Origin of the sequence: Bradyrhizobium sp. 1 (assembly GCF_023073315.1) — a bacterium.
GTDB lineage: Bacteria > Pseudomonadota > Alphaproteobacteria > Rhizobiales > Xanthobacteraceae > Bradyrhizobium.
Genome location: NZ_JADPJH010000022.1, coordinates 441,406 through 465,872 on the forward strand (window position 1 = coordinate 441,406; position 24,467 = coordinate 465,872).

A 24,467-nucleotide genomic window follows, 5' to 3' on the forward strand; every position below is an offset into this window, starting at 1 on the left:
GGCATGACGGCGGGACTTTCGCCCGCCGCCGCGCGCCTCATTCCGCCGCTGCGATCTGTCCGAGCTCCACCACCTGGCGCTCGAACAGGCCGCGATAGATGCCGCCGGGTTTGCCCGCGAGCATGGCATGGGTGCCTTGCTCGACGATCTCGCCGCGGTCGAACACCAGGATCCGATCCATGCTCCGCACCGTCGACAGCCGGTGCGCGATCACGATCGAGGTGCGGCCTTTCATCAGCCGCTCCATCGCCTGCTGGATCAGCGCCTCCGATTCCGAATCGAGGCTCGACGTCGCCTCGTCCAAAATCAGCACTGGCGCATCGGCCAGGAAGGCGCGCGCTAGCGCCACGCGCTGGCGCTCGCCGCCCGACAGCTTGACGCCGCGCTCGCCGACGAGCGTGCCGTAGCCCTTCGGCAGGCGCAGGATGAAGTCATGCGCATTGGCGAGCCGCGCCGCCTGCTCGATCGCCTCCAGGCTGGCGCCGGGCCGGCCATAGGCGATGTTCTCGGCAAGCGTCCGGTGAAACAGGATCGGGTCCTGCTGCACGATCGCGATCTGGCTGCGCAGCGATTGCTGCGTGGCCAGCGCGATGTCCTGCCCGTCGATCAGCACGCGGCCATCTGTGACGTCGTAGAGCCGCTGCACCAGCTTGACGAAGGTGGTCTTGCCGGAGCCGGAACGGCCGACCAGGCCGACCCGCTCGCCGGCGCGGATCGTCAGCGACAGCCCGTCGTACAGTGGCGCAGGATGGCCGCCATAGTGGAACGTGACATCGTCGAACACGATCTCGCCGCCCTCGATTGCGATCAGCCGCGCACCGGCGGCATCGGCAATGCCGATCGGCTCGTCATGGATCGCGACGAGTTCGTCCATGTCGTTGACCGAGCGCTGGAGGTTGTTGATGTGCATGCCGACGTCGCGCAAATAGGAGTGGATGACGTAGTAGCTCGTCAGCACATAGGTGACGTCGCCGGGCGAGGCATGCCCGGACATCCAAAGCAGCACCGATCCGCCGATCACGGACGCACGCAAGCAGAGCAGCAGCGAGAGCTGCGACATTGCTGTGTAGTTGTAGCGATACCAGGTCCGCCGCACGCGCACGCGCCAGCGGCTGATGACGCGGGCGAGCCGCGCATCCTCGCGCGCCTCGGCACCAAAGGATTTCACCACCGCGTTGCAGGTCAGCGAATCCGCCAGCGTGCCGCCGACCTTGGTGTCCCAGGCATTGGAGACACGCGCCGCCGGCGCGATGTAGCGGGTCGAGAACAGCACGGTCATCGTGACATAGCTAGCCGCCCCGAGCGCGATCACCGCGCCGAGCGAAGCCCAGTGCACGCCGAGCAGGATCATCGAGCCGATCAGCACGGCCAGCGACGGCAGCAGCGCCAGCAAAATGGTGTCGTTGAGCAGGTCGAGCGCCCACATGCCGCGCGTGATCTTGCGCACGGTGGAGCCGGCAAAGGAGTTGGCGTGCCAGTCGGTCGAGAAGCGCTGCACGCGCCGGAACGCATCCTGCGCCACCTCGGACATGATCTTCAGCGTGAACGGCACGATCACCTGCAACCCGGCCAGGCGCAGCACCATCGAGGCCGCGCCCAGCACCACGATGCCGCCGAACGCCAGCAATGCCGCGTGGCGCGCCTCGGGATCGGACGGCCCGCGCGTCAGCGCATCGACCAAATGGCCGGAGAATACCGGCATGAACAGGTCAGCGACCGTCGCACCCAGCAGAGCGACGGCGATGGCGAAGATGCGCCACGGCTGCTTCAGCCAGTGCCGGAACACGAAGGGCAGCACCACGCGTATCGCCGCGGGCTTTTTTGACAGAGCGGTCATGGCATCATCCGGCTGCATCTCGCGCAGGCCGGCTCCATCGATGGACGCGGGCCGGCCGCGAGGGCCGGGACGGCGTCACTTGAGACTGGTTTTGACTTGGGAAGCGGAGCGATCGGGACGCAAAACCCAATCGAAGCTGGCGGAAAGGACCTCTAGGAGGTCGAGCACATACCGAGCCAGGACATCATCGAGCGCGGAAGTGCGATCTGCGAATGCGACATAGTCATGCAAATCTCTCCCGGGTTCGAATGAATGAGGTGCGCTTTATAGATGTGCCGTTTGCGGTTTGCAACGGGGCTCCCGCAAGATCACGGACGAGTGTTGCAATTTGGTGCGGGGTGCCACTTCACACTCCGCTGTCATTCCCCGCGAAGGCGCCGCGAAGGCGGGGAATCCGGTACGCTGCGGCTTCTCGGTTCTAGCCGCGCCGTCTCGGCGTACTGGATCGCCCGGTCAATGCCGGGCGATGACACCGAGTGTGGGGCTGCTCAGTGCGCATCGCCGCCGCCGGCCAGCGAGGCCGGCTTTTTCAGCAGCGTCACCAGCAGGCTCAGGCTGAGATAGAACACCGTCAGCACGAAGAATGCATCGCCATAGCTCATCACCGCGGCCTGGCGATGGACGATCTGGCTGAGCTGCTTCATCGCCATCAGCGTGGAATCGCCGAGCCCCTGGAACTTCTGCATCAGCATGGTCAGGGTTTCGGTCGCGGTCGCATTGCCCCAGGTCACGCGCTCCTGGAGGCGCGTGATGTGCAAATCAGTGCGGTCGTTGAGCACGGTGTTGATGACGGCAAGGCCGACCGCGCCGCCGAGATTGCGCATCAGGTTGAACAGGCCCGACGCATTCTTCACCCGGTCGGGCGCCAGCGTGCCGAGCGCGATGTTGTTGGTCGGCACCATCGCGAACATCATGCCGATGCCGCGCAGGATCTGCGGCACGAGCAGCTCGTAGAAATCGTAGTCGCGGGTGATCCAGGTCATCTGGTAGGAGCCGATCGCGAACACGATAAGGCCGAACGCGATCATGTAGCGCATGTCGACCTTCACCATGAGCCGGCCGACCAGCGGCGCGACCAGGAACATGGTGATGCCCGACACGAACATGGTCTCGCCGATCATCAGTGCGCTGTAGCCGCGCACTTCGGCAAGATAGCGCGGATAGATATAGGTCAGGCCATAGAGGCCGATGCCGATGCAGAATTGCAGGACGCAGCCGATCGCGAAATTGCGGTTGGAGAAGGTGCGTAAGTTGACGATCGGCTCGGCGGCTGTGAACACCCGCCAGAAGAAGGCGATCGCCGAGATGACGCAGATCAAGGCGCAGATCGCGACGGAGGTGTCCTGCAGCCATTCATATTGCGGACCTTCCTCCAGCACATATTCCAGCGTACCGAGGAAGCCGGCCATGAAGATCAGGCCCCACCAGTCGAAGCGGTCGAGCAATTCGAAATGCGGCTCGTCGAAATCGACCAGCGCGATCACCCCGAGCGTGATGGCGATGCCGGGCACGACGTTGATGAAGAACAGCCAGTTCCACGACATCAAATCGGTGATGTAGCCGCCGACCGTCGGGCCGATCGTGGGAGCTAAGGTCGCAACAAGCCCGATGATGGGACCAACGATGTGGAATTTCGAGCGCGGGAAGACCGTATAGGCCGAAGCGAACACCGTCGGGATCATGCCGGCGCCGAGGAAACCTTGCAGCGCGCGCCAGAGGATCATCTCCTCGATGGTCGTGGCGAAGCCGCAAAGCAGGCTCGAGACCGTGAAGCCGGCGGCCGAGATCGCGAACAGCAGCCGCGTGCCGAGGGCGCGCGACAAAAACCCTGATAGCGGGATCGCGATGACTTCGGCGATCAGATAGGCGGTCTGCACCCAGGAGACTTCGCTGGAGCTCGCCGACAATCCGGCCTGGATTTCGCTTAGGGAGGCCGAGACGATCTGGATGTCCAGGATCGACATGAACATCCCGAACACCATGATGATGAACGCGAACAGCCGCTTCGGCGCGATGCGCTCCGAAGCGGGGTTCGCCATCATGGCCGGTGAAGCAGTGGTGGCGTTCGCCATGGTCTGACCTCGCAGGGCTTGAGGGCGCGCTTACTGCGGATGGACCGTGGTGGGATCGTCGAGATCGATCTCGCTGTCGGCGTCGGCCGCGCCCTTGTTGGTGTCGACCGTCGCATAGACCGACATGCCGGCGCGCAGCAGGTTCTGCTTCGCGACAGACTTCGGCACGCGAATGCGGACCGGCACGCGCTGCACGATCTTGGTGAAATTGCCGGTGGCGTTGTCGGGCGGCAGCAGCGTGAACACCGAGCCGGAGCCCGCCGCAATGCTGTCGACGACGCCCGAGAATTTGCGCATGCCGTAGGCATCGACCTTGATCGTCACCGGCTGGCCGGGACGGATGCGCTTGAGCTGGGTTTCCTTGAAATTGGCGTCGATATAGACGTTGTCGAGCGGCACGACATTACCGAGACGCTGACCGACCGCGATGAAGTCGCCGGCGCTGACGAGGCGGTTGGAAAAAATCCCGTCGACCGGCGCCCGCACCGCGGTGAAGCTGAGGTCGCGCTCGGCCTTGGCGAGCGTGGTCTTGAGCTCGGCGAGCTGCGCCTGCGCTTCGGCCTGCTGCGCCTTGGCAACGTCGACATTGCTGACGGCGACGTCGTAGGCGGCTTGCCCGGCCTTGACCGCGGCGGCGCCCTGGTCGCGTCCGGCTTCCGAACTCTCGAAGGTGGCGCGCGAGGCAAAGCCCTTGTTGCTTAGCGCCTGCTGGCGCTCATAGTCGAGATCGGCGCGCTTGAGGCCGGCTTCAGCCGAAGCCAGCTGCGCCTTGGCCTGTGCGACCTGGCTGTCGAGCGCCGCGACCTGACGGCCGATGCGGTCGATGGTGGCCTGCTGGGTCGCGATCCTGGTCGCGGCAGCGTCGACCGCGATCTTGTAGTCGCCGTCGTCGATGCGCATCACGATGTCGCCCGCGCGCACCGTAGTGTTGTCGCCGGCAAGGATCGAGGAGATGTGGCCGGCAACGCGCGCGCCCAGCATGGTGTTGTTGGCGCGGACATAGGCGTCGTCGGTAGCGACGTAGAAGCGGCCGACCAGCGTGTAGTAGCCGGCGTAGCTCGCGGCCGCGAGCGCCAGCACGAGGCCGACGCCCATCAGCACGAATTTGCGCTTGCCGGATTTTGGCGCGGCAGCGGCGGGTGCGGTAGGGGCCGGCTTGTCGGTCACGGGCTTCTCCGGCGCATCGCCGGTGCGGCGCTTGGTTTCCTCGGCCACATGGGAGCGCAGCTGCTCGGCGAGCGCCGCCGGCGTCTCGGGCACGGCGTCACCGTTCGCCGCTACCGTCTCATCCGCTTCCTGGCGAAGGACGCGCGCAGCCTGGTCTCTCGATACGGCCATAAAGGCCTCCCCCCAAAAAAGCGCGATCAAGGACGGCCGCCTTGCGGCCAGCTCCTCTCGCTATCCTAAATATCATTGACCGAACGGTTCGGTCAATATACATAATATTCTCAAGCGTGGACCCTACTGGCCCGAATCCTTTATTTGCGTTTCATAGTTCGGCACCCCGTCCGAAACCTTCCGAGACCCTGAACCAATGGTTGTAGCTGCCAGCGAACAACTGCACGTCATCCAAGAGGAGGACAGCTCGAAGCGCCGCCAGATTCTGGACGGTGCCCGTAAGGTGTTCATGGATCTGGGTTTTGACGGCGCCAGCATGGGCGAGATCGCGCGCGCGGCGCAGGTCTCCAAGGGCACGCTCTACGTCTACTTCGCCGACAAATGCGCGCTGTTCGAAGCCATCCTCGAGCAGGAAGCACTCTTTCACGGCCAGGTCGTGTTCAATTTCGACCCCGCGCGCGACGCCGAGACCACGCTGAAGGATTTCGGCCGGGCCTATATCCATTTGCTGTGCCGGCCCGGCGGCGGATCGGCGATCCGCACCGTGATGGCGATCGCCGAGCGCATGCCCGATGTCGGGCGCCGCTACTATCTGCGCGTGCTGGACAAGACCATCAACCGTCTGTCCGAGTATCTCAAAATCCACGTCGCCTCCGGCGATCTCAAGATCGACGATTGCGACCTTGCGGCATCACAGTTCATGGAACTGTCCAAGGCCTCGCTCTTCCTGCCCTTTGTGTTCCAGGCCGCGCCCCCGCCGTCGGAAGAGCGCATGACCGAGGTGGTCGACAGCGCGACGCGGATGTTTCTGGCGGCGTACCGCGCGAAGTAACGGCAAGCAGGCCGCGCGTTGCGTCGGCCGCTCCGGCGGCATTATATTTGGGCTCATGTCTCGTGATCGCCCGCCCGTCGATATCCTCCATTATGAGATCGTCCAGGAACAGGCCTCGGCGCTCGGCCGGATGGGCCGCACGCTTGAACAGGCGCTCACGCGTTTGCGTGAGTTCGACGCCGCGCACGCTGCGGCGGAGCTACCTGCTTCGATGCGGCCGGCCCGGCGCAAGCTGGTGATGGAAGCCGGCCAGGCGCTCTGGATGTTCGTGGTGCAACGTGAGGCATCCGGCCTGCGCGACAGCCGCCATATCATGCGAACCTACAACGTCCCGGCTGAGGTGCAGCTGTGCATGGGGCTGGTCCAGGCGCCGTCGAGGCCGACGCCGAAATGATGTTGCAGAGCTACGGCCCGATCTCTTCCATCCTGCGCCAGCCATGCACGATTTGCCGTTCGTCCCGCGTGATCGCAAAGCAATTGCCACCGCCCGCGGGCTGATCGTGACGGCGATCGATGGGATGGCCGGCAATTTGGCAGAACAGCAACGTGCCGACGGCGCCGTGGCCGACGAAGAGAACGTCGCCGGGACCGTTGCGTGCGAGCACCGCCTCGGCCTCGCGCACGATGCGCGACTGCGCATCTACGGCGCGCTCCCAGCCGCGGACACTGAGATGTGGCTGCGCAAAGAACTGGTCGGCGACCTCTTCGAATTCGGCCGGCTTCAGGAAGCCGGTCGCCGAGCGGTCGTTCTCGTGCATGGCCTCGCGGATCTCGACCATGACGCCGAGCCTGACAGCAATGATCCCCGCGGTCTCGATTGCCTTGCGCTCGCCGCTGGAGATGATCTGCGTGGTGTTCGCGAGCCAGCTCGCATTGACCAGCGCTTCGGTCCGCGTTCGGCCGATCGAACTGAGCCCCCATTGCGGCACGGGGACATCAGGGTCGATGTGCACCTGCGGATGGGTGAGATAGCGGATGATATCGGCGGCCATCTCAATCGTCCGCGAACTCGTCTTCCTCGTTGATCTTCTCGCGCTTGTTGCTCTTGCGCGCACCGAGCGAGCCGGTCACGGACGGATCGCGCGTGCTGGCGTAAGGACTGCGTCCACCCGCCCGCGCGGCGACCTCTTCGCCGGAGACCGCGGCGGGCTGGCAGATCAGGCGGCGGCTGGCGCGGCGCATCAGATCCACGTGGATGTGATCGTAGTGATAGACGTTGGAGCCCGGCGCCAGCACCGTGGTGAAATGCGCGCACGCACCCGACTGCACGTCGCGCAAAAATCCCTGCTCTTCCGGCATGCCGCGCCAGCCGTCCTTTACGGAGATGCGGCGGCCGTCGGCGAGCACGAAGGCGGCGATGTCGAGCGCATTGCCAAAGGCGTGCTCGGAGATGTGGGCGTGCGAATTGCCGTTCATGCCGCGGCAGGAATAGGCGGAGATCTGCTTGATCTCGGCGACGCGGGCGCCGAACCAGCGCATCGCCGACGGCTGCACGGTGTCGGACAGCCAGCGGTCGAGCTCGGAGACGATCGGACAGGCGAGCGTCGCAGTCGGCTTCACGACAACCGGGCCAACGGCGGTGACAGGATTGCCTTGCACAGGGCCGAGGCGCGGCTGCTGTGCCGGCGGCTGCGCGTAAGGTGCCGCCGACCGCGCCGGATAGCTCGGCGCATTCATGTAGCGCGCCGCACCCGCGGCATCGGTGCCCTCGGGCGGCAGGTCGATCTCGTCCTCCTGCGGCGCCACGCCGGGTGCATTCAGTTGCATCGGCCCGGACGACGCGCCGTAGCCGGAAGGCTGGCGCACCGCGCTCTCGGGATAGTTCGAGCGCTGCGGATAGTTCTGCCCCTGCGGATAATTCGGTCGCGGCTGCGTTACCGGCCAGCGCGGCTGGTTGCCGACGCTCCCCGGCGGGCGCAATTCCTCATCGGCAAAGCCGTAGCTGCTGGAGGCGTCACCGATGGCGGCGACCTTCAGAGGATACTCGGCGCCGCACATGCCCGGACCGGAGATCGGTTCGATGCGGACGATGTCCGCACTCTCCTTGACCGCGCCCGATTTCAGGCATGCGGCTTCGGCCTCGGCCCGCCACGGTTCACGTTCGGCCTGGAAAAAGCCGCGTCCGCAACCCGCAAGCGTTACAAGGACGATGGAGCCGACGAGATACAAACGAACTCCGCGCGTCATGCACGCACGTTCGGTGAATTTACTTAAAGACTCTTCAACACGTTGATTTCAGTGTTCTTTAACCATACCGGGCGCGGCCCCGCGGTTGCTGCCGAAGATGAGCGACAGCAGGACTGACTTTTTCGAAAAGAGACTTTCTGTTAACCATGACGCTCGCGCGCAGAGAGGCGCGCATGGAGCGACGTCATGACTTTCGCCGGGAGACTGAGCGTTGTCGCCGCGTACCTCGCCATGGCCTTTGTCGGCGCCATCGTGCTCGGCATGATCTAGAGACTTCGTCGACCGACATAATCGTGCGCTTCACGACCGCGCGCCCCACTGCCGCGACCTCGTGACCACCTTGTCCGGCTGCCCCTCGACGCGCGTCCAGTCGTTGCCGGAGCACCAGAAGCGGCCGAGCGCGCAGGCTTCGACATAGAGCTTGCCGGAGCTCTTGAGTGTCATAGCCCCATAATAGGTGTTGCCGCTCGAGCGGCTGTAGATGCTGCCGGTCCAGGCATCATGCGATTTCGGCTTCATGTTGACGAGCACGCTCTCGCCCTTGGCCGAATTCTCGGTCAGCGCATAGCCGCACAATGCGGGGCCGCAGCGTTCGATGCGGACCATGCTCTTGGCGCCGTCGCTCTCCCATTGCCCGAGCGGCAGATAGTCAGGCTCGTCGTCGTTACCATTCGGAATCGTTGTGGCCGGCTGAAGCGTGGGGACCGGATTGTCGACCGGCGGCTCGGTCCGCAGCGGTCCGGGCGTGATCGTCTTCGGCGTATCCAGGCGCGACAGCTCAACCCGCGGTGGATTCGGGCTCAGCGCCGCGGGTTTTGGCGCCGGCGGCACGACAGGCTGTGACGTCGTGGCGGCGAGGACGGGGGTCGGCAGTGCCGGAGGCGGGGCGACGACCGTCGCCTGCGGTGGCCTCGCTGGAGCAGCCGGATAGACCGGCTGCGGCGCCTGCACGACCCGCGCGGGCGTCGGGGCCGGTGCCGTGCCGACATCTTCCGTCGTCCGCAGGCTGTGGCTGGACACCGAAACACAGGAGCCGGATCGGCAGTTGCGCGGCGCTTCGACGTGGAACCGGTGGCCGCCGATCGAGAAGGAATAGGAGCCGGCCTGAGCCGCGGGCGCCATCGCCATCAGAGCGATCAATGTGCCAAGCGAAGTCGCAAGCCGCGTCATCGGAGCCTCCCGCTGTGTCCCGGCAATGTTACACGGGAGGAACCGCGGCTGAATGTGCGCTGGCTCACCCAGCGCGCGCGAGCCGTTGTGACGCCCATCACAGAATGCCGGAGAGCCCCGGCATAGGGTCGAACCACGCTTCATCCACCAGCGACTTCGTCCATATCGGGACCGCACATTTTTCGGAGGTTGTCATGAACAAGCTCACCATCGCCGCCACCGCGCTCTTCCTCGCTTCCACTGCCGCAGCCCATGCCGGCAATTCGCTCTCGTTCCAGATCGAAGGCCAGCACATCCGCATCGAGACGCCGCGCAACTGCGCATCGCTCAACTGCGTGACCATCGTCGCGCCCGGCCTCTCGGACAAGCCGATCAAGCTGAACAACATCAACCTCAAGGGCTTTGGTGGTTCCAAGGACGATGATGTCGACACCACGCCGGCTCCGGCCAGCACCGCGCAACCCGCGCCCGCTCCGGTGCAGCAGCAGCCCGTGCAACAGGCGCCGGTCCAGGCGACCGCGCCTGTCGCTCCCGCCGCGCCGGCGACGACAATTGCCGCCGCACCGTCCGTCGATACGACGACGCAGCCCGCGCCTGTTGCGGCTCCTGCTCCGGTCGCAGCAGCGCCGGCTTATGCGCCCGCTCCGGCTCCGGTTGCCGCAGCACCTGTGCAAGCCGCCAACACGCCGATCGGCGTCTGGGCAACCGAAGAGAACAAGGGCAACGTCCGCGTCGAGCAGTGCGGCACCAATCTCTGCGGCTTCGCCGCGAAGACCAACGAGCGCATTTTGATCAACATGAAGCCCGACGGCGCGAAGTGGAGCGGCCGCATCCACGATCCCGACTCCGGCAAGAACTACGACTCGACGATCGCGATGAAGGGTCCGAACGCGATGCGCGTGCAGGGTTGCGCCTTCGGCGGCATGTTCTGCGGCGGCCAGACCTGGAAGCGCGTGAGCTGACACCGAACGCATCCCGGCTGACAAGCCTTCTTGTTCTCATGATGGCGCCACGTCCCCGACACCGGGACGTGGCGTTTGAACATTCGCCCCTGCCATGCGACAGATGTTCATCGGCCGTTCAGCCATATCAGTCTGATATCGGCAGACCTCGCCTTGCGTTTTCACCGGGACCTCATTCGTGGCTTTGATGGTGGCTTGGCGCCGCTTCGTGTTTGCTGTTCCGCTGCTGGCATTGCCGCTGGCCGGCGCGGGTCATGCCTGCGCCTCCGATACAATCGAGCTTGCGCAGGCACAGTCACAAGCGCAGCCAACGCCGGCGCCCTCCCCGGCGCCATCAGCTTCGCCTGCTCCCGCGGCAGACGCACAGCCCGCCGCCGTCGAGCCGATCGGCAACGTCGCGACCGTCACGGGGATCGCCACCGTGGTCCGCGACAAGAACTCCTATCCGCTGAAAGCGCGCGACGACATCTATCTCAACGACGTCGTGCAGACCTCGTCGAACTCCTCGCTCGGCATCACCTTCAACGATGCGACCACGTTCAACCTCTCCGCCAGCGCAAAAATCACCATCGACAATTACGTCTATGAGGACCGCGGCAAGCAGAATTCGGCGATCTTCGACATCGGCAAGGGCACCGTCGCCTTCGTTGCGGCAGCGGTGGCGAAGACCGGCGACATGAAGATCGCGACGCCGACCGCGACACTCGGCATCCGCGGCACCACCGGCGTCGTCGACGTGCCCGAGGGCGCGGCGGCGAGCGGCGCCAACAACGTCAACATCAAGCTCTATCCCGACGCGGACGGCCGGGTCGGACATATCGACGTCAACGACCGCACGAGCGGCACGCGGCTCGGCGCGCTGACACAAGGCGCGAGCGGCTTTGCAATCCGCGCAGGCGGCACAGGCGGAATGCGCTTTGCCGCCGTGCCGATCACGATTCCCGCGCAGCAGATCGCGCGCGACCGCGGCTTCGTCAGCCAGGTGCATCTGGCACAGACCACGGGCCGGCAGATCGTCACCGAGCAGCGCGATTTCCGCCGCGCCAATCCGGCCGCGATCAGCCGGATTCCGCGGCCGGCCCAGCCGCCACAGCAGCAGCAATTGCGGCCATCGACAGCGCCGGCCCAGCAACAGCAGCGGCCGAACGGCCAGCCCGGTCAGAACAACCGTCCGGGTCAGCAGCAGCCGGGTGCACAGACGCCGCAACGGCAAGGACAAGGCGGCGCCGCGCGGCCGGGCACGCCGCGCGCAGGCCAGGGGCAGCGACAACCCGGCCAGCAGGGTCCCGGGCAGCCGGCCGCCCAACCTCGCACGGGGCAAGGCACGCAGCCCGGCGGCGTGACGCAGCCGCAACGAAACGGACAGACCCCGGCTCAGCCTGGAGCGGTCACGCCGCAGCCGGGCACGACACCGCAACCACAGACGCCGCGCACCGGATTGCAGCCGGGCCAGCCCGGCGCGCAGCCGGCCGTCCAGCCGCAACAAGGCGCTGCGCCGCGCCAACCCGGCTTGCAGCAGCGCCTGCCGGGCGCGCAACGCCCCGCAGCGCCGCGCAAGCCAGCGCCCGCTCCGAAGGAGAAGAAGCGGCGATAGAGTGTAGTGCGCGCCGCGCCGTCGGTGCGCTCCCTCGCCCCGTTCTTACGGGGAGAGGGTTGGGGTGAGGGGCTGCTTCGGCGAAAATAGTGGGAGAGAGACTCGCGGAGAGTCCCCCTCACCCGGATTGCATCTTCGATGCAATCCGACCTCTCCCCGCAAGCGGGGCGAGGTGAACATAACTCAGGCCTCGCCGCGCAGCCAGGCCTTCACTTTCTGCAACAACCCGTGTTGCAACTCTTCAACGGACGCCGCTTCGGCCGGCGTCAGTGTCGGCAAGGCTGCATCGATGTCGTCGGCCGCCAGTGGCAGCGCCGGTTCGGGAACGGGGATCGCCTCCGGAGCCGCCACAGGCGCAAGCCCCGCCGCCGCAAGCGCGATCGGGCCGATTTGCGTCAGGAACGTGCGCTCATATTCGCGCGACAGCCGCGCGAGCGCCTCTTCCAGCGTCACCCAGTCGACCGCCTTGATGTCGTTCATCAGCTTGCGGACGGGACCGCCATAGGCCTCCATGCGCCAGAAATGCACGACTTTTGAGCGCCCGCCCGACTGGTAGACGAGCGTGCCCAGAAATTCATGGATGGCGACCTCGTGGCCGGTCTCCTCCAGCACCTCGCGGTGCGCGGCTTGCTTCGGCGTCTCGCCGTCGTCGAGCTTGCCTTTGGGCAAAACCCATTCGTTGCGCTTGCGCTGACGCACGATCGCGATCAGCGGCGCCCCACGCCGCAGCACAATACCACCCGCCGCCATCACCGGCGCCCGCGCCATCATCAGATCCGTGTCGTCGCTTTGTCCCCGCGAACGATATAGGCCGCCGACACGGCAGATTGAAGGCTATTTTCTCCTCAACAGCGCTTGGCCCGCGCTGATGCGCGTGCCCTCGGAGATGCCGTCGCAGAATGTAAAATCGCCGGGCGCCAGGATGATGATGGTGGAGCCGTGCTCGAACCAGCCGAGCTCCTCGCCCTTGCTCACATTGACGTCGCAAGGGAAATTGACCGGCCCCCTTGTCTGCGCATTCAGTACCATGTCGAGAAAATGCAGCCGGATGCTCGCGACCAGGATCGCCGCAACCGGCACCAGCGTCACCGCTTCGCCGGTCGACAAATGCGTGCGGATCACCGCACGCTCGTTCTTGCAGAACAGCCGCTCGACCCGCTTCAGCGCGATCGGGTTGACGTTCCAGACATCGCCATGGATCAGCGTGACGCGCTCGATATGCGCGTCGAAGGGCGCATGGAAGCGATGATACATGCTCGACGTCAGCCGCAGCGTGACGAAGCTTCCGTTGCGATGCTGATCGACCAGCGCGGAATCGCCGAGCAGGTCGAGCAGCGAATAGGGCGCGCCCTTGACCTGGAACAGCTCGGTGTCGGCGATCCTTCCATGGGCGCCGACGATGCCGTCCGAGGGGCTGGCCACGACTGACGGATCCGGATCGAACGGCCGGAGACCCGGCTTGAGCTCCCGGGTGAAACAATCGTGCAGGCTCTTGAAATGGGTCTTGCTCGCCTCCGACAAATCGAGGTCGGAGAACAGCTTCCACAGCGCGATGGAGCCGTCCCGAATGAGCGGGTTCTCGATCTTGGAGAACCAGCCCATGAACCGGGTCAGGGCCGCGCGAGGGATGCGGTTGGTCAACAGGAAGTTGAGGTCTTCCTGCTGGGTGAAAGAGGCGATGAAGGCTTTGACTGTCATGAATCTGTCAGCTCGCAGTATTAGCGCTTGTTGTCATGGAAACGACACTCCCGATTCTTTCTTTGTCCGTGGCCGCCGCAGCGTCCGCTGCCGCCGCCTTCCCGAAGCTCAAGGCGCGGCTCGCATTGTCCCGCGCCAAGCACCGGTCGCTCGCCGGGCACTCCAAGATGTCGCGCCGGGTGGCAAAGCTGCTCCCGTTCTACGAATTCGAGGGCGACAAGTACTTCGGCTGCGACGGCGCGCCCGCGAATGTGGTGAGGCAGCGCAAGGAGGCCTTCTTCCGCCTCGCCAACCTCTACGCCGAGCGCTACCCCAGGGGCCGCGCGATGACGAAGGAAGCGGCGGAGACGATCTCCGACCTGCACTTCACCGAAACCTACCGCGTGCCGTTCCCCTTCTCGCGTCTCGTCCGCGAGCATCTGGGCACCTCGACCTTCATGGAATCCTCGAGCGGCGTCACCGTCACGGATGTCGACGGCAACACCTCCTACGATCTCACGGGATCCTACGGCGTCAACATCTTCGGCAACGACTTCTACAAGGAGTGCATCGAGGGCTCCGAGAAGCGCGCACACGCGCTCGGTCCGGTGCTCGGCCCCTACCATCCCGTCATCCTCGAGAACGTGCAGCGTCTCTGCCAGATCTCCGGCCTCGACGAAGTCTCGTTCCACATGTCCGGCACCGAAGCCGTGATGCAGGCGGTGCGGCTCGCGCGCTACCACACCAAGCGCACGCATCTGGTTCGTTTCGCCGGCGCCTATCACGGCTGGTGGGGCGACGTGCAGCCCGGCGTCGGCAATCCGATTCCCGCGCACGAGACCTACACCCTCGCCGAGATGTCGGGGAAGACGCTGCACGTGCTGCGCACGCGCAAGGACATCGCCTGCGTGCTGGTCAATCCGCTCCAGGGCCTGCATCCGAACGGCAACGCGCTCGGCGATTCCTCGCTGGTCGATTCGTCGCGCGGCGGCAACTTTGACCGCGCGGCCTACACCGAGTGGCTGAAGCAGCTGCGTGAAGTCTGCACCGAGCGCGGCATCGTGCTGATCTTCGACGAAGTGTTCGTCGGCTTCCGCCTCGCCGCCGGCGGCGCCCAGGAATATTTTGGCGTCAAGGCCGACATGGTGACCTACGGCAAGAGCCTCGCCGGCGGCCTGCCGGTCGGCGTGGTCTGCGGCAAGAAAGAGTTGATGCGCCGCTTCAACGACGATCGCCCCGCCGACATCTGCTTTGCCCGCGGCACCTTCAACTCGCACCCCTACGTCATGACGGCGATGGACGAGTTCCTGAGCCGGCTCGCCAGCCCGAACTTCCGCGCCATCTATGACGGGCTGGACGCCACCTGGAACGGTCGCGCCGAAAAGCTCAACCAGATGATGACCGACGCCGAGCTGCCGGTGCGGTTCGCCAACTTCTCGTCGATCTGGACGGTCAAATACACCACCCCGTCCCGCTACAACTGGATGCTGCAATATTACCTGCGCGCCGAAGGCCTGTCGCTGAGCTGGGTCGGCACCGGCCGGCTGATCTTCAGCCTGAACTACACCGACGCCGACTTCACCGAAGTCGCCGAGCGCTTCGTCCGCGCGGCCGAAAAGATGAAGGCCGACGGCTTCTGGTGGCATGACGGCGTGCTCACCAACAAGAACATCAAGCGGCAGATTTTGAAAGAGATGCTGGCCAAGCGCTTTGGCCGCTGAGGCCTTTCTGCGCTTCGCCGCGAGCACCGCCCTCTCCTCCCCCTCGCCCCGCCCTTCGCGGGGAGAGGGTTGGGGTGAGGGGCCGCTTCCGCAATCACGGTGAGAGCTAGACTCGCGGAGACTCCCCCTCACCCGAATTTGCGCTACGCGCAAATTCGACCTCTCCCCGCAAGCGGGGCGAGGTGAAGAGAGCGTGCGGCTCCGCTGAGTCACGTTAAAGGTATCCCCCAAGACGTGGATGCCCGGCACGAGGCCGGGCATGACGCAACCATCAGACATCGGAGTGTTTGGTGAGAACAGCGCGCTCAGGCGTGCTGCTCTTCGAGCGTGGGCTCGGAGATCAAGCCCAGCGTGTGCTCGGGGTTGAGGTGCAGGCCGGGATCCATCAGCTCGCCGCGCATCAAAGCGAGCGGAGCAGTGCGGTAGAGCATCAGATCGTGGAACGGGTCGGTCAGGATCTTGGTCATCCAGACGAGACCGGTCTCGACGTCACGGATGAAGAACAGGTGCACGGTGCGGAACAGCAGACCGCCGCCGCCGATCACGAGCCAGATTTTTGCGACCTGCCGCATGAAGTCGGTCGCGCTTGCCCAGGGCGTGAACAGGCCGAACAGCGTCGGATCGACAACCAGCACCAGCGGCGACAGCGCCCAGATCGCCATCAGCACGACCTTGCGCTGAAGGTTGTAGCCGACCTTGATGTCTTCCTTGTACTCGTGGGTCGCTTGGTTGATGTGATCGAAATCGTGCGGCTCGAAGAAGAAATGACCGGCCTGGCGCGAGGTCATCGAGACCAGCCAGCCGACCAGCGCCGAGAGCATCGGATCGACGAACAGCCAGACATAGGCGAAGAGGAAGCTCAGCGCGCTGACGAAGTGCAGACTCTGATTGATGCGGCTGTGGTGATAGTAGCGATGGTCGTCCCAGCGCTGGATCCGCAGCTGCTCGAGATAATTCTTGATCATGCTCTCCCCCAAAATGCTTTCGGGTTCTGGATTTACAGGGATTCGATGTAGGTCGTGTGACATCATCATTTTGTCACATGACGATATGCAGCGGCGCGATGACGCACGGGAACGCGTGAGCGGCGGATCGAACCGCCGCTCTCACAGCCTGACTCAAGCCGCCTTGGCGACGTCGACCTTGCGGAAGCGCACCAGCGAGAAATGGCCAAGCGGCGGAATCAAACGGCGCTCGGCGAGCTCGATGCCCTTCGCGCCAGAGAGCCACTTGACGTAACGCGACCAGGCGAACTCGGCGGTGCGGAAGCCAAGCGGACGCACCACCGGCTGGAGCTTCTGCTCGATGAAGCGGCGCATGCCGGTATCGGCACTGACGCGGGTGAGGATGATCAGCTCGCCGCCAGGGCGCAGCACGCGGGCGAATTCGTCCAGCGCCACTTCCGGATTCGGCACGGCGGTGACGACATATTGCGCCATCACGACATCGAAGGAATTGTCGGGGAATTCGAGCTTCTCGGCATCCATCACCGCGAGGCCCTCGACGTTCTTCAGATTGCCCTCGGTGACGCGCTGGCGCGCCTTGTCGAGCATCGCTTCCGAAATGTCGGTGCCGAAGATGCGCAGATGCGGAGCGTAGAGCGGCAGCGAAATGCCGGTGCCGACGCCGACCTCGAGCACGCGGCCGCCGATCTTGTTGGTGGCTGCGATCGCCGCTGCGCGGCCCTTGGCGAACACGCCGCCGAACACGAGGTCATAGACCGGCGCCCAGCGATCATAGGCCTGCTCGACCGTGCCACGGGTGAGGTCGAGCTGCTGGGTGCCGTCAAGGTTCATGATCTTAGCCATCGATGAGGTTCTCGCTGTGGTTCAAGACGTAAGGGTCAGCCGCGCACCGGTCGCCGCGCCATGACGGGCGAGGCGCGCAAGGCACGGCTGGGTTGAAGTGAGGTGAGGTTTCCGACGAACTGGCGCGCGCTGTTCTCCCAGGAGCGCTCCAGCGCGAAGTTGCGGCAGGTCTCGCGCGACATGGTGAGTGCGCGCAGGCACGCGGATCGCAGATCATGGTCGATCGCGCCGATCGGGTGATCGGCAATGACGTCCTTGGGGCCGGTGACCGGGAACGCCGCAACCGGCGTGCCGCAAGCGAGCGCCTCGAGCTGCACCACGCCAAACGTGTCGGTGAGGCTCGGGAAGACGAACACATCAGCGGCAGCGAGATGCGCCGTCAGATCCGCGCCCTTCTTCTCGCCGAGGAAGATGACGTCGGGGTATTTCTTCTCGAGCTGCGCTTTCTGCGGGCCGTCACCGACGACGACCTTGGTGCCGGGCAGGTCGAGCGAGAGGAATGCTTCGAGATTCTTCTCCACCGCGACGCGGCCCATGGTCATGAAGATCGGACCCGGCAGGTCGAGCTTGGCAGGATGATCGGGATGAAACAGTTCCGTGTTGACGCCGCGCCCCCAGAAGCCGAGGCGCTTGAAGCCGCGCCCGGCGAGCTCCTGCCGCAGCGAGGGCGTCGCCACCATGGTCATGGCGGCGGCATCGTGGAAATGGCGCAGCACGGCATAGCCGACGGCATCAGGGATGCCGGTTCGCACCGAGACGTACTCCGGGAAGCGCGTCGTGTAGGAGGTGGTGAAGGCCAGCCGGTTGCGGCGGCAATAGGCGCGCGCGCCCCAGCCGATCGGGCCTTCGGTTGCGATGTGCAGCGCTTCGGGCGCAGCTTTCTCGATCCGCCGCGCGATCTCCTTGCGGCTCGGCAGCGCGATGCGCAGGCCCGGATAGGTCGGCAGCGGCCAGGACGGAAAGCCCTCGGGCGTCAGAAAGTCGATCTCGACGTCGAGCGCCTTGGCCGCGTTCGCCAGCGAGGTCAGGGTGCGGACCACACCGTTGACCTGCGGATGCCAGGCGTCAGTCGCTATTAATACCCGCATGGGGAAATCCCGAGATTTTGATGATTCTCGGCTTAGGACCATCAACCACGGATATTTCAGGCGTGTGACGTCACAGAAGTGTCGGCCCACCGTTTTGTTCGTTAACGCGTCCCCCCGGCCACGAAACTGTCATGAAACAATCCTTTCCGCGACGAAACCGTTTTCGGTTTTCCGCGCAAACGTCCCGAAACTTTTTGTCGTTAGTGAATTACGCAACGGAGCACCGAAACGGTGCCGGGGTGACCAAGAAACACCAAAGCAAACAGGGGCGACCAATGTTCAAGCTGGACACGTTCAGAACGTATTCGCGCGCCGTTGCTCTCGGTGCAGTGGCTGTTACCGCAATCGCGTTCGCAGGCCCGGCCAAGGCCGCGCCGGTGCAGCTTTTCCCCTTCTTCCAGCCGCTGCCGCCGATGGCTGCGCCGCAGCCGTACCAGCCCTACCAGGCGGCGCCCTCCCAGGTGGCGCCATCCGAGGACCAGGACGCGGTTGAGATGCCGGCCCGCTTCCGCCGCCAGACCGTCTCTTACGCGACGCGTGAAGCGCCGGGCACCATCATCATCGATACGCCCAACACCTATCTCTATTACGTGCTCGGAGGCGGCCAGGCCGTCCGTTACGGCATCGGCGTCGGCCGCGACGGCTTCACCTGGTCCGGCACCCAGTCGGTGACCAAAAAGGCCGAGTGGCCGGATTGGACCCCGCCACCGGAAATGATCGCCCGCCAGCCCTATCTGCCGCGCCACATGGCCGGTGGTCCCGGCAACCCCCTCGGCGCCCGCGCCATGTATCTCGGCGGCACCATCTACCGCATCCACGGCACCAATGCGCCCGACACGATCGGCAAGCACGTCTCCTCCGGCTGCATTCGCCTGACCAATGACGACGTTTCCGACCTCTACTCCCGCGTCAACGTCGGCACCAAGGTGATCGTGATGCCGATGAGCGAGCGCCGCGCGGACCTCGGCGCCGCGACGCGGTAACCCGACAGGACATTGTGACGCAAACGGCCCCGGAACCCACCGGGGCCGTTTTCGTTTGCCCTCGACGTCGCGCGCTCGCGGCGGCGCGATCCACGATGGAGGCGCAGATGCTAACTTCATCCAGCACATGGTTGCGCGCGATAGCCAGCACCGGAGCATTGACGTTGCTCGTCATCGCACCCTCCTCGCTCGCGCAACAACCGGCGAACGACGAAACAGCCCAGCAGGCCTTCAACAATTCCTGCCGCACCTGCCACTCGGTGAAAGAGGGCGACAATCGCCTCGGTCCCAACCTCAACAAGATCGTCGGCCGCAAGGCCGGCTCGTTGCCGAACTACAACTACTCGCCGTCGATGAAAGATGCCGGCTTGGTCTGGGACCCGGACAAGCTCGCGCGCTTCATGGTCAAACCGGACGAGGTCGTGTCGGGCAACAAGATGCAGCCTTATGGCGGTGTCTCGGCCGACGAGGCGACGAAGATCGTTGCTTATCTGCAGGCCGCGGGCGGGCAATAGGATCGCAGCGGCGCTACGTGCCCGCCGGCTCGTACCGCCGCTCGACCTGGAACGATTTCGCCGTGATCAGCCACGCATCCTTGATGCAGTGATACGCCAGATAGTCGACGTATTGGAGTAGATCGATCCGAACGCGAACCTTCACCAGAGCTTGCACGGGCGACGCCAGATCGATCAGCAATATTTCCTGAAGGCGCGGCGCATTTTTCGATTTGGGCGACGGGCTCGACGCCAGCATCGTCCTGTAGTCGCGAACCGGCAATATCCGCAATTCGGCGTCGCGAAAGCCGTGGAGCTGCGCCGTCGGCGCAAAGACGCGGTCGAACTGCGAAACATCGTTGTCGTACATCAGCGTGAAGTAACGCTCGACGGCGTCCAGTAGAGGCGCGACATCAGGGCTTTCCGTCGTGGCTCACTCCATCCAGGCAAGATCAGAGCAAGCCATCCCACGGAAAGGCGAGGCATGTCCTTGCGAACTAGGCTAGTCTGGACGGCTCGGGCGCAACATTGCGCCCTTCGTGGTCCAACAGGATGCGGTTCATGCCAAAATGCGAGCTGGATGCGATCGACCGGCGCATCGTCACCGAACTCCAGACCAATGCACGAGTGAGCAACATCGAACTGGCGGACAAGGTCGGTTTGTCGCCATCGCCCTGCCTGCGACGGGTGCGGCGGCTGGAGCAAGACGGCTATATCGACGGCTACCGCGCCTCGTTGCGGCGGGGCCGCATCGGTCTCGGCTTCTCGGCCTTTCTCGGCGTCAAGATCAATGGCCACGCCAACGACCAGGCGCTCGCGTTCGAGAAGACTGTGGTGGCCATGCCTGAGGTGGTTGCCTGCCATCTCGTGTCTGGCGAGGTCGACTATTTCCTCGAAATCGTCGTGCCAGAGCTCGAGGACTATCAGCACTTCCTCGTCGACAAGCTGCTCAACCTGCCGCTTGTGCGGGAGGTTCGCAGCAGCATCGCGATCCAGACGCTCAAAGCTGGCGCGCCCCTGCCGCTGGCGCATCTCGCATAGCCATGATCAAGCTGCTCACACCAACCGACGCGGCTCTCTATCGTGCGATCAGGCTGGAAGCGCTCGCGACCCATCCCGAAGCTTTTACCAGCACGCTCGAACGAGAGCAGAACAAGCCCCTCGCCTGGTTCGAGGAACGCCTCGCGACATCGGACGTCTTCGGCGCGTTCATCGGGGGCGATCTCGTGGGTACCGCCGGCTTCCGCCGGGAGGACGGCGCGAAGACCGCGCACAAGGGGGTGCTCTGGGGCATGTATGTACGGCCGCAAGCGCGGAAGTCCGGTACGGGGCGGCTCCTCGTCGACGCGGTCGCTGCGCATGCCGCAAAGCGGGTCGAGCAGCTCCAGCTCGTCGTCGTCAGCGAGAACCAGGCCGCGTTGCGGCTCTACGCGGCCTCAGGATTTGTCGAATACGGTCGCGGGGTGAAGGCGCTGAAATCCAACGGCCGTTACTACGACGAGATCCTGATGGCCTTGTTCTTCGACGAGAGCGAAGCGCGGTGATGCGGCGACCGTCTTAATGGCCAACCGCCCCTCCGCCGCTCCGAAATCAGCCTCAGCCACGCCGCCGAGTGAAACGCGCTCATCAGCAGATACATCGGCACCATCCCGCCCAGCAGAGACCCGTGCCCGGCGGAGCAAAGCATGTCCGCCGGACCGCTGCCGATCATGGCCGTCAACACGGCCATGATCGCGAAGGTCGGCGTCGCCGCTAAAGCCAGGCACCTGGCGAGGTGGCGCGCGGCCACCACGCCGTCGCGGCTGGCGCCGGCAGTTGCGCTGACGGGACTAGTCACGTCCTTCCGCGGCCTCCTCGCGAAAAGCCTTCTCGCCGGCATCGGTGACCTCGACCCATTTCTTGTCGGGCGCGGCGCCTTCGGTGTAGCTGTCGTGCCAGTTCCACCATTTGTAGGTCGGCGTCTGCGGATAGCCTTTTGGCGAGTCCTCCCAGACCTCCTGGCGGCCGAGCGGCGTGATGTCGAGGTAGTTCCAGGTGCCGCCCATCTGCTCGTCGCCGCGGCTCTTGATGAAGTAGGTGCGGAAGATACGGCCGCCGTCTTGGTAGAACACGTTCGTCCCGTGCCATTCGTCCACGCCGAAATCGGCATCGAAACTGTCGGTGATGGTGACCCACGGAATCTCCCAACCCATCCGCTGCTTCAGCCTGATGATGTCGGCCTGCGGCGCGCGCGAAGCAAAGACCAGCGTGGTGTCGCGGGCGTTGAGGTGGGAGACATGGGCGACCTGGTCGGCCACCATCGAGCAGCCGCGACAGGCATGATCGGGCCAGCCGAACACGCCGGGCTCGAAGAAGGCGCGGTAGACGATCAGCTGCCGCCGGCCCTGGAACAGATCAGTCAGACTGACCTTGCCGCCGGGCCCCTCGAACGCATAGGTTTTGTCCACTGCCATCCACGGCATCCGCCGGCGCTCGGCGGCGAGGGCATCGCGGGCGCGGGTATGCGCCTTTTCCTTCACGAGCAGTTGCTGACGGGCGGCCTCCCAGTCCTGCGGCGACACCACTGGCGGTGTTTGCATGGCGGCGTTAGTTCCTGCTTTTTCTGCTGATGTCATTATCGTTCTCCAAACCTCTTGCTCACCGCACCTTGTCGGCCGTCAACGATTTCTGGCACCAAGCGGTTGCGCGGTGGGAGTAACAAGTGTGGCGGGATTGACATGGAGTCGCTGATCACCGCCGCGGCGCGCGCGTTAGAGGCCGGCGATCCGCTCGGTGCGCTGAACCGCGTTGCACTGCGCAACGATGCCCCCTCGCTGGCGCTGCGCGGCATCGCGATGGCGCAGCTCGGCGATCTCGCGAAGGCCAAGGCGCTGCTGCGGAGCGCTGCGCGCGCCTTCGGTCCGAGGGAGGCGGTGGCGCGCGCAAGATGCGTGGTGGCCGAGGCCGAGATCGCGCTGGTCTCGCGCGACCTGAACTGGCCGGTGAAAACGCTCGCGGCCGCGCGTGCGACGCTCGAAAGGCACGGCGATCTCGCCAACGCCGCGCATGCAGGCCATATCGAGGCGCGCCGCCTGCTCCTCGTCGGACGCCCCGACGATGCCGAGCGTACGCTGACCGAGCTCGGCACCTCCCCGCTGCCGCCGGCCTCGCAAGTCGTCCGCGAGCTCGTGGTCGCCGGCATCGCCATCCGGCGGCTGAAAACGAAAGATGCGCGCGCGGCGCTCGACCTCGCGGCAAAAGCAGCGCGGCAGGCCGGCATTCCCGCGCTCGCGGCCGAGGTCGACAGCGCAAAGCTCATCCTCGACACGCCGGCCGCGCGCCTGATCGCGCGCGGCAGCGAACACCCGTTGCTGCTCGGGGAGGTCGAAAGACTGGCGACCTCGACCGCGCTCGTCGTGGACACCTTCCATCACGTCGTGCGCAGGCAAGGCGTAGTCGCCTCGCTCGGAACACGGCCGGTGCTGTTCGCCCTCGCCCGTCTGCTGGCGCAGGCCTGGCCTGCGGATGTCTCGCGAGAGGCGTTGATCTCAGGTGCATTTCAAGCCAGGCACGTCGATGAATCCCACCGCGCGCGATTGCGCGTCGAGATCGGGCGGCTGCGCACGAAACTCAAACCGCTCGCCGACATCAGCGCGACCAGGCAGGGTTTTGTGCTGTCGCCTAGGAAGACGCGCGACGTCCTCGTGCTGGCGCGACCAGTCGAGGAGAAGCACGCCTCCGTCCTGGCCTTCCTCTCCGACGGCGAGCCGTGGTCGAGCTCGGCGCTCGCGCTTGCACTCGGGACCAGCCCGCGCACGGTCCAGCGGGCTCTCGAGGAGCTCGCAAGATCGAACAAGGTGCAGTCGTTCGGTCACGGCCGCGCGCGCCGGTGGATGACCCCGCCCGTCCCGGGTTTCCCGACAGGCTTGTTACTCCCCGGACCGCTCATGAAGACGTAGGATGCATCACCTCACAAGGATGAAGACATGAAGCGTTCAGCGGCCGAGATCGTCAGGGAATACGGGCCCTTTCCCGGCGTCGAGAACGTGCATGGCGTCACCTATGATGGCGCCCATGTCTGGTTCGCGTCCGGCGACAGATTGAATGCCGTCGATCCTGATAGCGGCAAGGTCGCCCACTCGATCGACGTCGCCGCCCATGCGGGAACGGCGTTTGACGGCCGCCACCTGTTCCAGATCGCCGAGGACCGCATCCAGAAGATCGACGCCGCGACCGGCAAGGTGCTCGCCACTATTCCCGCGCCCGGCGGTGGTGGCGATTCCGGATTGGCCTGGGCGGAAGGCTCGCTCTGGGTCGGACAATACCGTGAGCGCAAGATCCACCAGATCGATCCGGAGACCGGGGCGGTGCTGCGCACGATCGAGAGCAAGCGCTTCGTGACCGGGGTGACGTGGGTCGACGGCGAGCTCTGGCACGGCACCTGGGAAGGCGAGGATAGCGACATCAGGCGGATCGATCCTGAGACGGGCAAGGTGCTGGAGCAGCTCGACCTGCCCCCTGGGACCATGGTCTCGGGCCTGGAATCCGATGGCGGCGATCGCTTCTTCTGCGGAGGTGGAGATCGCGGCAATGTGAGAGCGGTCCGCCGTCCCCGGCGCGGTTAGGTTGCGCAATGACAGCCCAAATGTGCGGCAACGGCATTCCAGCCCGTTAACACATTCGCCCCAATTTCACCCCACCGGTGCGCTCTAGCGCCCTTCTCGC

25 protein-coding genes are annotated in these 24,467 nt (G+C 65.1%); 11 read left to right on the forward strand and 14 right to left on the reverse strand.

Going from position 1 to position 24,467, the window contains the following annotated elements; genetic code table 11:
* Positions 1–37: 37 nt before the first annotated feature.
* The 3 genes from IVB29_RS18775 to IVB29_RS18785 all read right to left on the reverse strand — a co-directional run bounded on the left by IVB29_RS18775 (position 38) and on the right by IVB29_RS18785 (position 5,247).
* The gene (locus IVB29_RS18775) at positions 38–1,837 is read right to left on the reverse strand and encodes an ABC transporter ATP-binding protein (protein WP_247504852.1); all 1,800 of its coding nucleotides are present in this window, start codon (positions 1,835–1,837) and stop codon (positions 38–40) included.
* Positions 1,838–2,325: 488 nt separating this feature from the next.
* Complete coding sequence (locus tag IVB29_RS18780) at positions 2,326–3,909, reverse strand: DHA2 family efflux MFS transporter permease subunit (RefSeq protein WP_247504853.1); 1,584 nt, start codon at positions 3,907–3,909, stop codon at positions 2,326–2,328.
* A 30-nt stretch (positions 3,910–3,939) separates the two neighbouring features.
* A complete protein-coding gene (locus IVB29_RS18785; protein WP_247504854.1) occupies positions 3,940–5,247 on the reverse strand; it encodes an HlyD family secretion protein in 1,308 nt (435 codons plus the stop codon).
* A gap of 196 nt (positions 5,248–5,443) precedes the next feature.
* Here IVB29_RS18785 and IVB29_RS18790 point away from each other — a divergent pair, with 196 nt between their 5' ends.
* Both IVB29_RS18790 and IVB29_RS18795 read left to right on the forward strand, forming a co-directional pair.
* Positions 5,444–6,079: a TetR/AcrR family transcriptional regulator gene (locus tag IVB29_RS18790; RefSeq protein WP_247504855.1), complete on the forward strand. Its 636-nt coding sequence runs from the start codon at positions 5,444–5,446 to the stop codon at positions 6,077–6,079.
* 55 nt (positions 6,080–6,134) lie between these two features.
* Positions 6,135–6,473 (forward strand): DUF6665 family protein, encoded by a 339-nt coding sequence (locus IVB29_RS18795; protein WP_247504856.1) that lies wholly within the window; start codon positions 6,135–6,137, stop codon positions 6,471–6,473.
* A gap of 10 nt (positions 6,474–6,483) precedes the next feature.
* Here IVB29_RS18795 and IVB29_RS18800 read toward each other — a convergent pair whose 3' ends face one another.
* From IVB29_RS18800 to IVB29_RS18810, 3 genes are all read right to left on the reverse strand, one after another.
* On the reverse strand, positions 6,484–7,071 hold the full coding sequence (locus IVB29_RS18800; RefSeq protein WP_247504857.1) for a histidine phosphatase family protein: 588 nt from the start codon (positions 7,069–7,071) through the stop codon (positions 6,484–6,486).
* A 1-nt stretch (position 7,072) separates the two neighbouring features.
* Positions 7,073–8,266, reverse strand: coding sequence for an extensin family protein (locus tag IVB29_RS18805; RefSeq protein ID WP_247504858.1), 1,194 nt, complete (start codon positions 8,264–8,266; stop codon positions 7,073–7,075).
* Positions 8,267–8,566: 300 nt separating this feature from the next.
* Positions 8,567–9,436, reverse strand: coding sequence for a DUF2147 domain-containing protein (locus IVB29_RS18810; RefSeq protein ID WP_247504859.1), 870 nt, complete (start codon positions 9,434–9,436; stop codon positions 8,567–8,569).
* A gap of 194 nt (positions 9,437–9,630) precedes the next feature.
* On the opposite strand from IVB29_RS18810, the gene IVB29_RS18815 reads away from it, so the two are divergent.
* Positions 9,631–10,398, forward strand: a complete 768-nt coding sequence (locus tag IVB29_RS18815; protein ID WP_247504860.1) for a DUF2147 domain-containing protein — start codon at positions 9,631–9,633, stop codon at positions 10,396–10,398.
* Positions 10,399–10,585: 187 nt separating this feature from the next.
* A complete protein-coding gene (locus tag IVB29_RS18820) occupies positions 10,586–11,992 on the forward strand; it encodes a FecR domain-containing protein (RefSeq protein WP_247505139.1) in 1,407 nt (468 codons plus the stop codon).
* 183 nt (positions 11,993–12,175) lie between these two features.
* Here IVB29_RS18820 and IVB29_RS18825 read toward each other — a convergent pair whose 3' ends face one another.
* Positions 12,176–12,760, reverse strand: a complete 585-nt coding sequence (locus IVB29_RS18825) for an NUDIX hydrolase (RefSeq protein ID WP_247505140.1) — start codon at positions 12,758–12,760, stop codon at positions 12,176–12,178.
* A 66-nt stretch (positions 12,761–12,826) separates the two neighbouring features.
* Positions 12,827–13,690 (reverse strand): archaetidylserine decarboxylase, encoded by an 864-nt coding sequence (gene asd / locus IVB29_RS18830; RefSeq protein ID WP_247504861.1) that lies wholly within the window; start codon positions 13,688–13,690, stop codon positions 12,827–12,829.
* A gap of 35 nt (positions 13,691–13,725) precedes the next feature.
* Between asd and IVB29_RS18835 the strand changes: the two genes are divergently transcribed.
* Positions 13,726–15,390 (forward strand): aminotransferase class III-fold pyridoxal phosphate-dependent enzyme, encoded by a 1,665-nt coding sequence (locus IVB29_RS18835; RefSeq protein WP_247504862.1) that lies wholly within the window; start codon positions 13,726–13,728, stop codon positions 15,388–15,390.
* 305 nt (positions 15,391–15,695) lie between these two features.
* On the opposite strand, the gene IVB29_RS18840 is transcribed toward IVB29_RS18835, so the two are convergent.
* The 3 genes from IVB29_RS18840 to IVB29_RS18850 form a co-directional block, all read right to left on the reverse strand.
* Positions 15,696–16,355, reverse strand: a complete 660-nt coding sequence (locus IVB29_RS18840) for a hypothetical protein (RefSeq protein ID WP_247504863.1) — start codon at positions 16,353–16,355, stop codon at positions 15,696–15,698.
* A 153-nt stretch (positions 16,356–16,508) separates the two neighbouring features.
* Positions 16,509–17,198, reverse strand: coding sequence for a methyltransferase domain-containing protein (locus IVB29_RS18845; RefSeq protein WP_247504864.1), 690 nt, complete (start codon positions 17,196–17,198; stop codon positions 16,509–16,511).
* 35 nt (positions 17,199–17,233) lie between these two features.
* The gene (locus IVB29_RS18850) at positions 17,234–18,286 is read right to left on the reverse strand and encodes a glycosyltransferase family 1 protein (RefSeq protein ID WP_247504865.1); all 1,053 of its coding nucleotides are present in this window, start codon (positions 18,284–18,286) and stop codon (positions 17,234–17,236) included.
* A 275-nt stretch (positions 18,287–18,561) separates the two neighbouring features.
* Between IVB29_RS18850 and IVB29_RS18855 the strand changes: the two genes are divergently transcribed.
* Both IVB29_RS18855 and IVB29_RS18860 read left to right on the forward strand, forming a co-directional pair.
* Complete coding sequence (locus IVB29_RS18855) at positions 18,562–19,269, forward strand: L,D-transpeptidase (RefSeq protein WP_247504866.1); 708 nt, start codon at positions 18,562–18,564, stop codon at positions 19,267–19,269.
* Between the two features lie 95 nt (positions 19,270–19,364).
* Positions 19,365–19,784 (forward strand): c-type cytochrome, encoded by a 420-nt coding sequence (locus tag IVB29_RS18860; RefSeq protein ID WP_247504867.1) that lies wholly within the window; start codon positions 19,365–19,367, stop codon positions 19,782–19,784.
* Positions 19,785–19,797: 13 nt separating this feature from the next.
* On the opposite strand, the gene IVB29_RS18865 is transcribed toward IVB29_RS18860, so the two are convergent.
* On the reverse strand, positions 19,798–20,163 hold the full coding sequence (locus tag IVB29_RS18865; protein ID WP_256466899.1) for a nuclear transport factor 2 family protein: 366 nt from the start codon (positions 20,161–20,163) through the stop codon (positions 19,798–19,800).
* A 161-nt stretch (positions 20,164–20,324) separates the two neighbouring features.
* Between IVB29_RS18865 and IVB29_RS18870 the strand changes: the two genes are divergently transcribed.
* Both IVB29_RS18870 and IVB29_RS18875 read left to right on the forward strand, forming a co-directional pair.
* The gene (locus tag IVB29_RS18870; protein WP_247504869.1) at positions 20,325–20,804 is read left to right on the forward strand and encodes an Lrp/AsnC family transcriptional regulator; all 480 of its coding nucleotides are present in this window, start codon (positions 20,325–20,327) and stop codon (positions 20,802–20,804) included.
* A 2-nt stretch (positions 20,805–20,806) separates the two neighbouring features.
* On the forward strand, positions 20,807–21,307 hold the full coding sequence (locus IVB29_RS18875; RefSeq protein ID WP_247504870.1) for a GNAT family N-acetyltransferase: 501 nt from the start codon (positions 20,807–20,809) through the stop codon (positions 21,305–21,307).
* Here IVB29_RS18875 and IVB29_RS18880 read toward each other — a convergent pair.
* Positions 21,256–21,600, reverse strand: coding sequence for a hypothetical protein (locus IVB29_RS18880; RefSeq protein WP_247504871.1), 345 nt, complete (start codon positions 21,598–21,600; stop codon positions 21,256–21,258). The two genes, IVB29_RS18875 and IVB29_RS18880, sit on opposite strands and share 52 nt — an antisense overlap.
* Entirely contained in the window at positions 21,593–22,378 is a 786-nt protein-coding gene (locus tag IVB29_RS18885) for a thioredoxin family protein (RefSeq protein WP_247504872.1), read from the reverse strand. The genes IVB29_RS18880 and IVB29_RS18885 overlap by 8 nt, the downstream gene beginning before the upstream one ends.
* A gap of 102 nt (positions 22,379–22,480) precedes the next feature.
* On the opposite strand from IVB29_RS18885, the gene IVB29_RS18890 reads away from it, so the two are divergent.
* Together IVB29_RS18890 and IVB29_RS18895 are read left to right on the forward strand one after the other, a co-directional pair.
* Positions 22,481–23,701, forward strand: coding sequence for a helix-turn-helix domain-containing protein (locus IVB29_RS18890; protein ID WP_247504873.1), 1,221 nt, complete (start codon positions 22,481–22,483; stop codon positions 23,699–23,701).
* A 27-nt stretch (positions 23,702–23,728) separates the two neighbouring features.
* On the forward strand, positions 23,729–24,367 hold the full coding sequence (locus IVB29_RS18895; protein WP_247504874.1) for a PQQ-binding-like beta-propeller repeat protein: 639 nt from the start codon (positions 23,729–23,731) through the stop codon (positions 24,365–24,367).
* The last annotated feature ends 100 nt before the right edge of the window (positions 24,368–24,467 follow it).

Excerpts from the sequence above, each read along its gene's own strand:
- IVB29_RS18890 (WP_247504873.1), top strand. The coding sequence starts at position 22,481 with ATGGAGTCGCTGATCACCGCCGCGGCGCGCGCGTTAGAGGCCGGCGAT.
- IVB29_RS18840 (WP_247504863.1), bottom strand. The coding sequence starts at position 16,355 with ATGATCAAGAATTATCTCGAGCAGCTGCGGATCCAGCGCTGGGACGAC.
- asd (WP_247504861.1), bottom strand. The coding sequence starts at position 13,690 with ATGACAGTCAAAGCCTTCATCGCCTCTTTCACCCAGCAGGAAGACCTC.
- IVB29_RS18780 (WP_247504853.1), bottom strand. The coding sequence starts at position 3,909 with ATGGCGAACGCCACCACTGCTTCACCGGCCATGATGGCGAACCCCGCT.
- IVB29_RS18825 (WP_247505140.1), bottom strand. The coding sequence starts at position 12,760 with ATGGCGCGGGCGCCGGTGATGGCGGCGGGTGGTATTGTGCTGCGGCGT.
- IVB29_RS18785 (WP_247504854.1), bottom strand. The coding sequence starts at position 5,247 with ATGGCCGTATCGAGAGACCAGGCTGCGCGCGTCCTTCGCCAGGAAGCG.
- IVB29_RS18835 (WP_247504862.1), top strand. The coding sequence starts at position 13,726 with ATGGAAACGACACTCCCGATTCTTTCTTTGTCCGTGGCCGCCGCAGCG.
- IVB29_RS18795 (WP_247504856.1), top strand. The coding sequence starts at position 6,135 with ATGTCTCGTGATCGCCCGCCCGTCGATATCCTCCATTATGAGATCGTC.
- IVB29_RS18805 (WP_247504858.1), bottom strand. The coding sequence starts at position 8,266 with ATGACGCGCGGAGTTCGTTTGTATCTCGTCGGCTCCATCGTCCTTGTA.
- IVB29_RS18860 (WP_247504867.1), top strand. The coding sequence starts at position 19,365 with ATGGAGGCGCAGATGCTAACTTCATCCAGCACATGGTTGCGCGCGATA.
- IVB29_RS18875 (WP_247504870.1), top strand. The coding sequence starts at position 20,807 with ATGATCAAGCTGCTCACACCAACCGACGCGGCTCTCTATCGTGCGATC.
- IVB29_RS18815 (WP_247504860.1), top strand. The coding sequence starts at position 9,631 with ATGAACAAGCTCACCATCGCCGCCACCGCGCTCTTCCTCGCTTCCACT.
- IVB29_RS18855 (WP_247504866.1), top strand. The coding sequence starts at position 18,562 with ATGTTCAAGCTGGACACGTTCAGAACGTATTCGCGCGCCGTTGCTCTC.
- IVB29_RS18810 (WP_247504859.1), bottom strand. The coding sequence starts at position 9,436 with ATGACGCGGCTTGCGACTTCGCTTGGCACATTGATCGCTCTGATGGCG.
- IVB29_RS18790 (WP_247504855.1), top strand. The coding sequence starts at position 5,444 with ATGGTTGTAGCTGCCAGCGAACAACTGCACGTCATCCAAGAGGAGGAC.
- IVB29_RS18870 (WP_247504869.1), top strand. The coding sequence starts at position 20,325 with ATGCCAAAATGCGAGCTGGATGCGATCGACCGGCGCATCGTCACCGAA.
- IVB29_RS18845 (WP_247504864.1), bottom strand. The coding sequence starts at position 17,198 with ATGGCTAAGATCATGAACCTTGACGGCACCCAGCAGCTCGACCTCACC.
- IVB29_RS18885 (WP_247504872.1), bottom strand. The coding sequence starts at position 22,378 with ATGACATCAGCAGAAAAAGCAGGAACTAACGCCGCCATGCAAACACCG.
- IVB29_RS18895 (WP_247504874.1), top strand. The coding sequence starts at position 23,729 with ATGAAGCGTTCAGCGGCCGAGATCGTCAGGGAATACGGGCCCTTTCCC.
- IVB29_RS18775 (WP_247504852.1), bottom strand. The coding sequence starts at position 1,837 with ATGACCGCTCTGTCAAAAAAGCCCGCGGCGATACGCGTGGTGCTGCCC.
- IVB29_RS18850 (WP_247504865.1), bottom strand. The coding sequence starts at position 18,286 with ATGCGGGTATTAATAGCGACTGACGCCTGGCATCCGCAGGTCAACGGT.
- IVB29_RS18800 (WP_247504857.1), bottom strand. The coding sequence starts at position 7,071 with ATGGCCGCCGATATCATCCGCTATCTCACCCATCCGCAGGTGCACATC.
- IVB29_RS18820 (WP_247505139.1), top strand. The coding sequence starts at position 10,586 with ATGGTGGCTTGGCGCCGCTTCGTGTTTGCTGTTCCGCTGCTGGCATTG.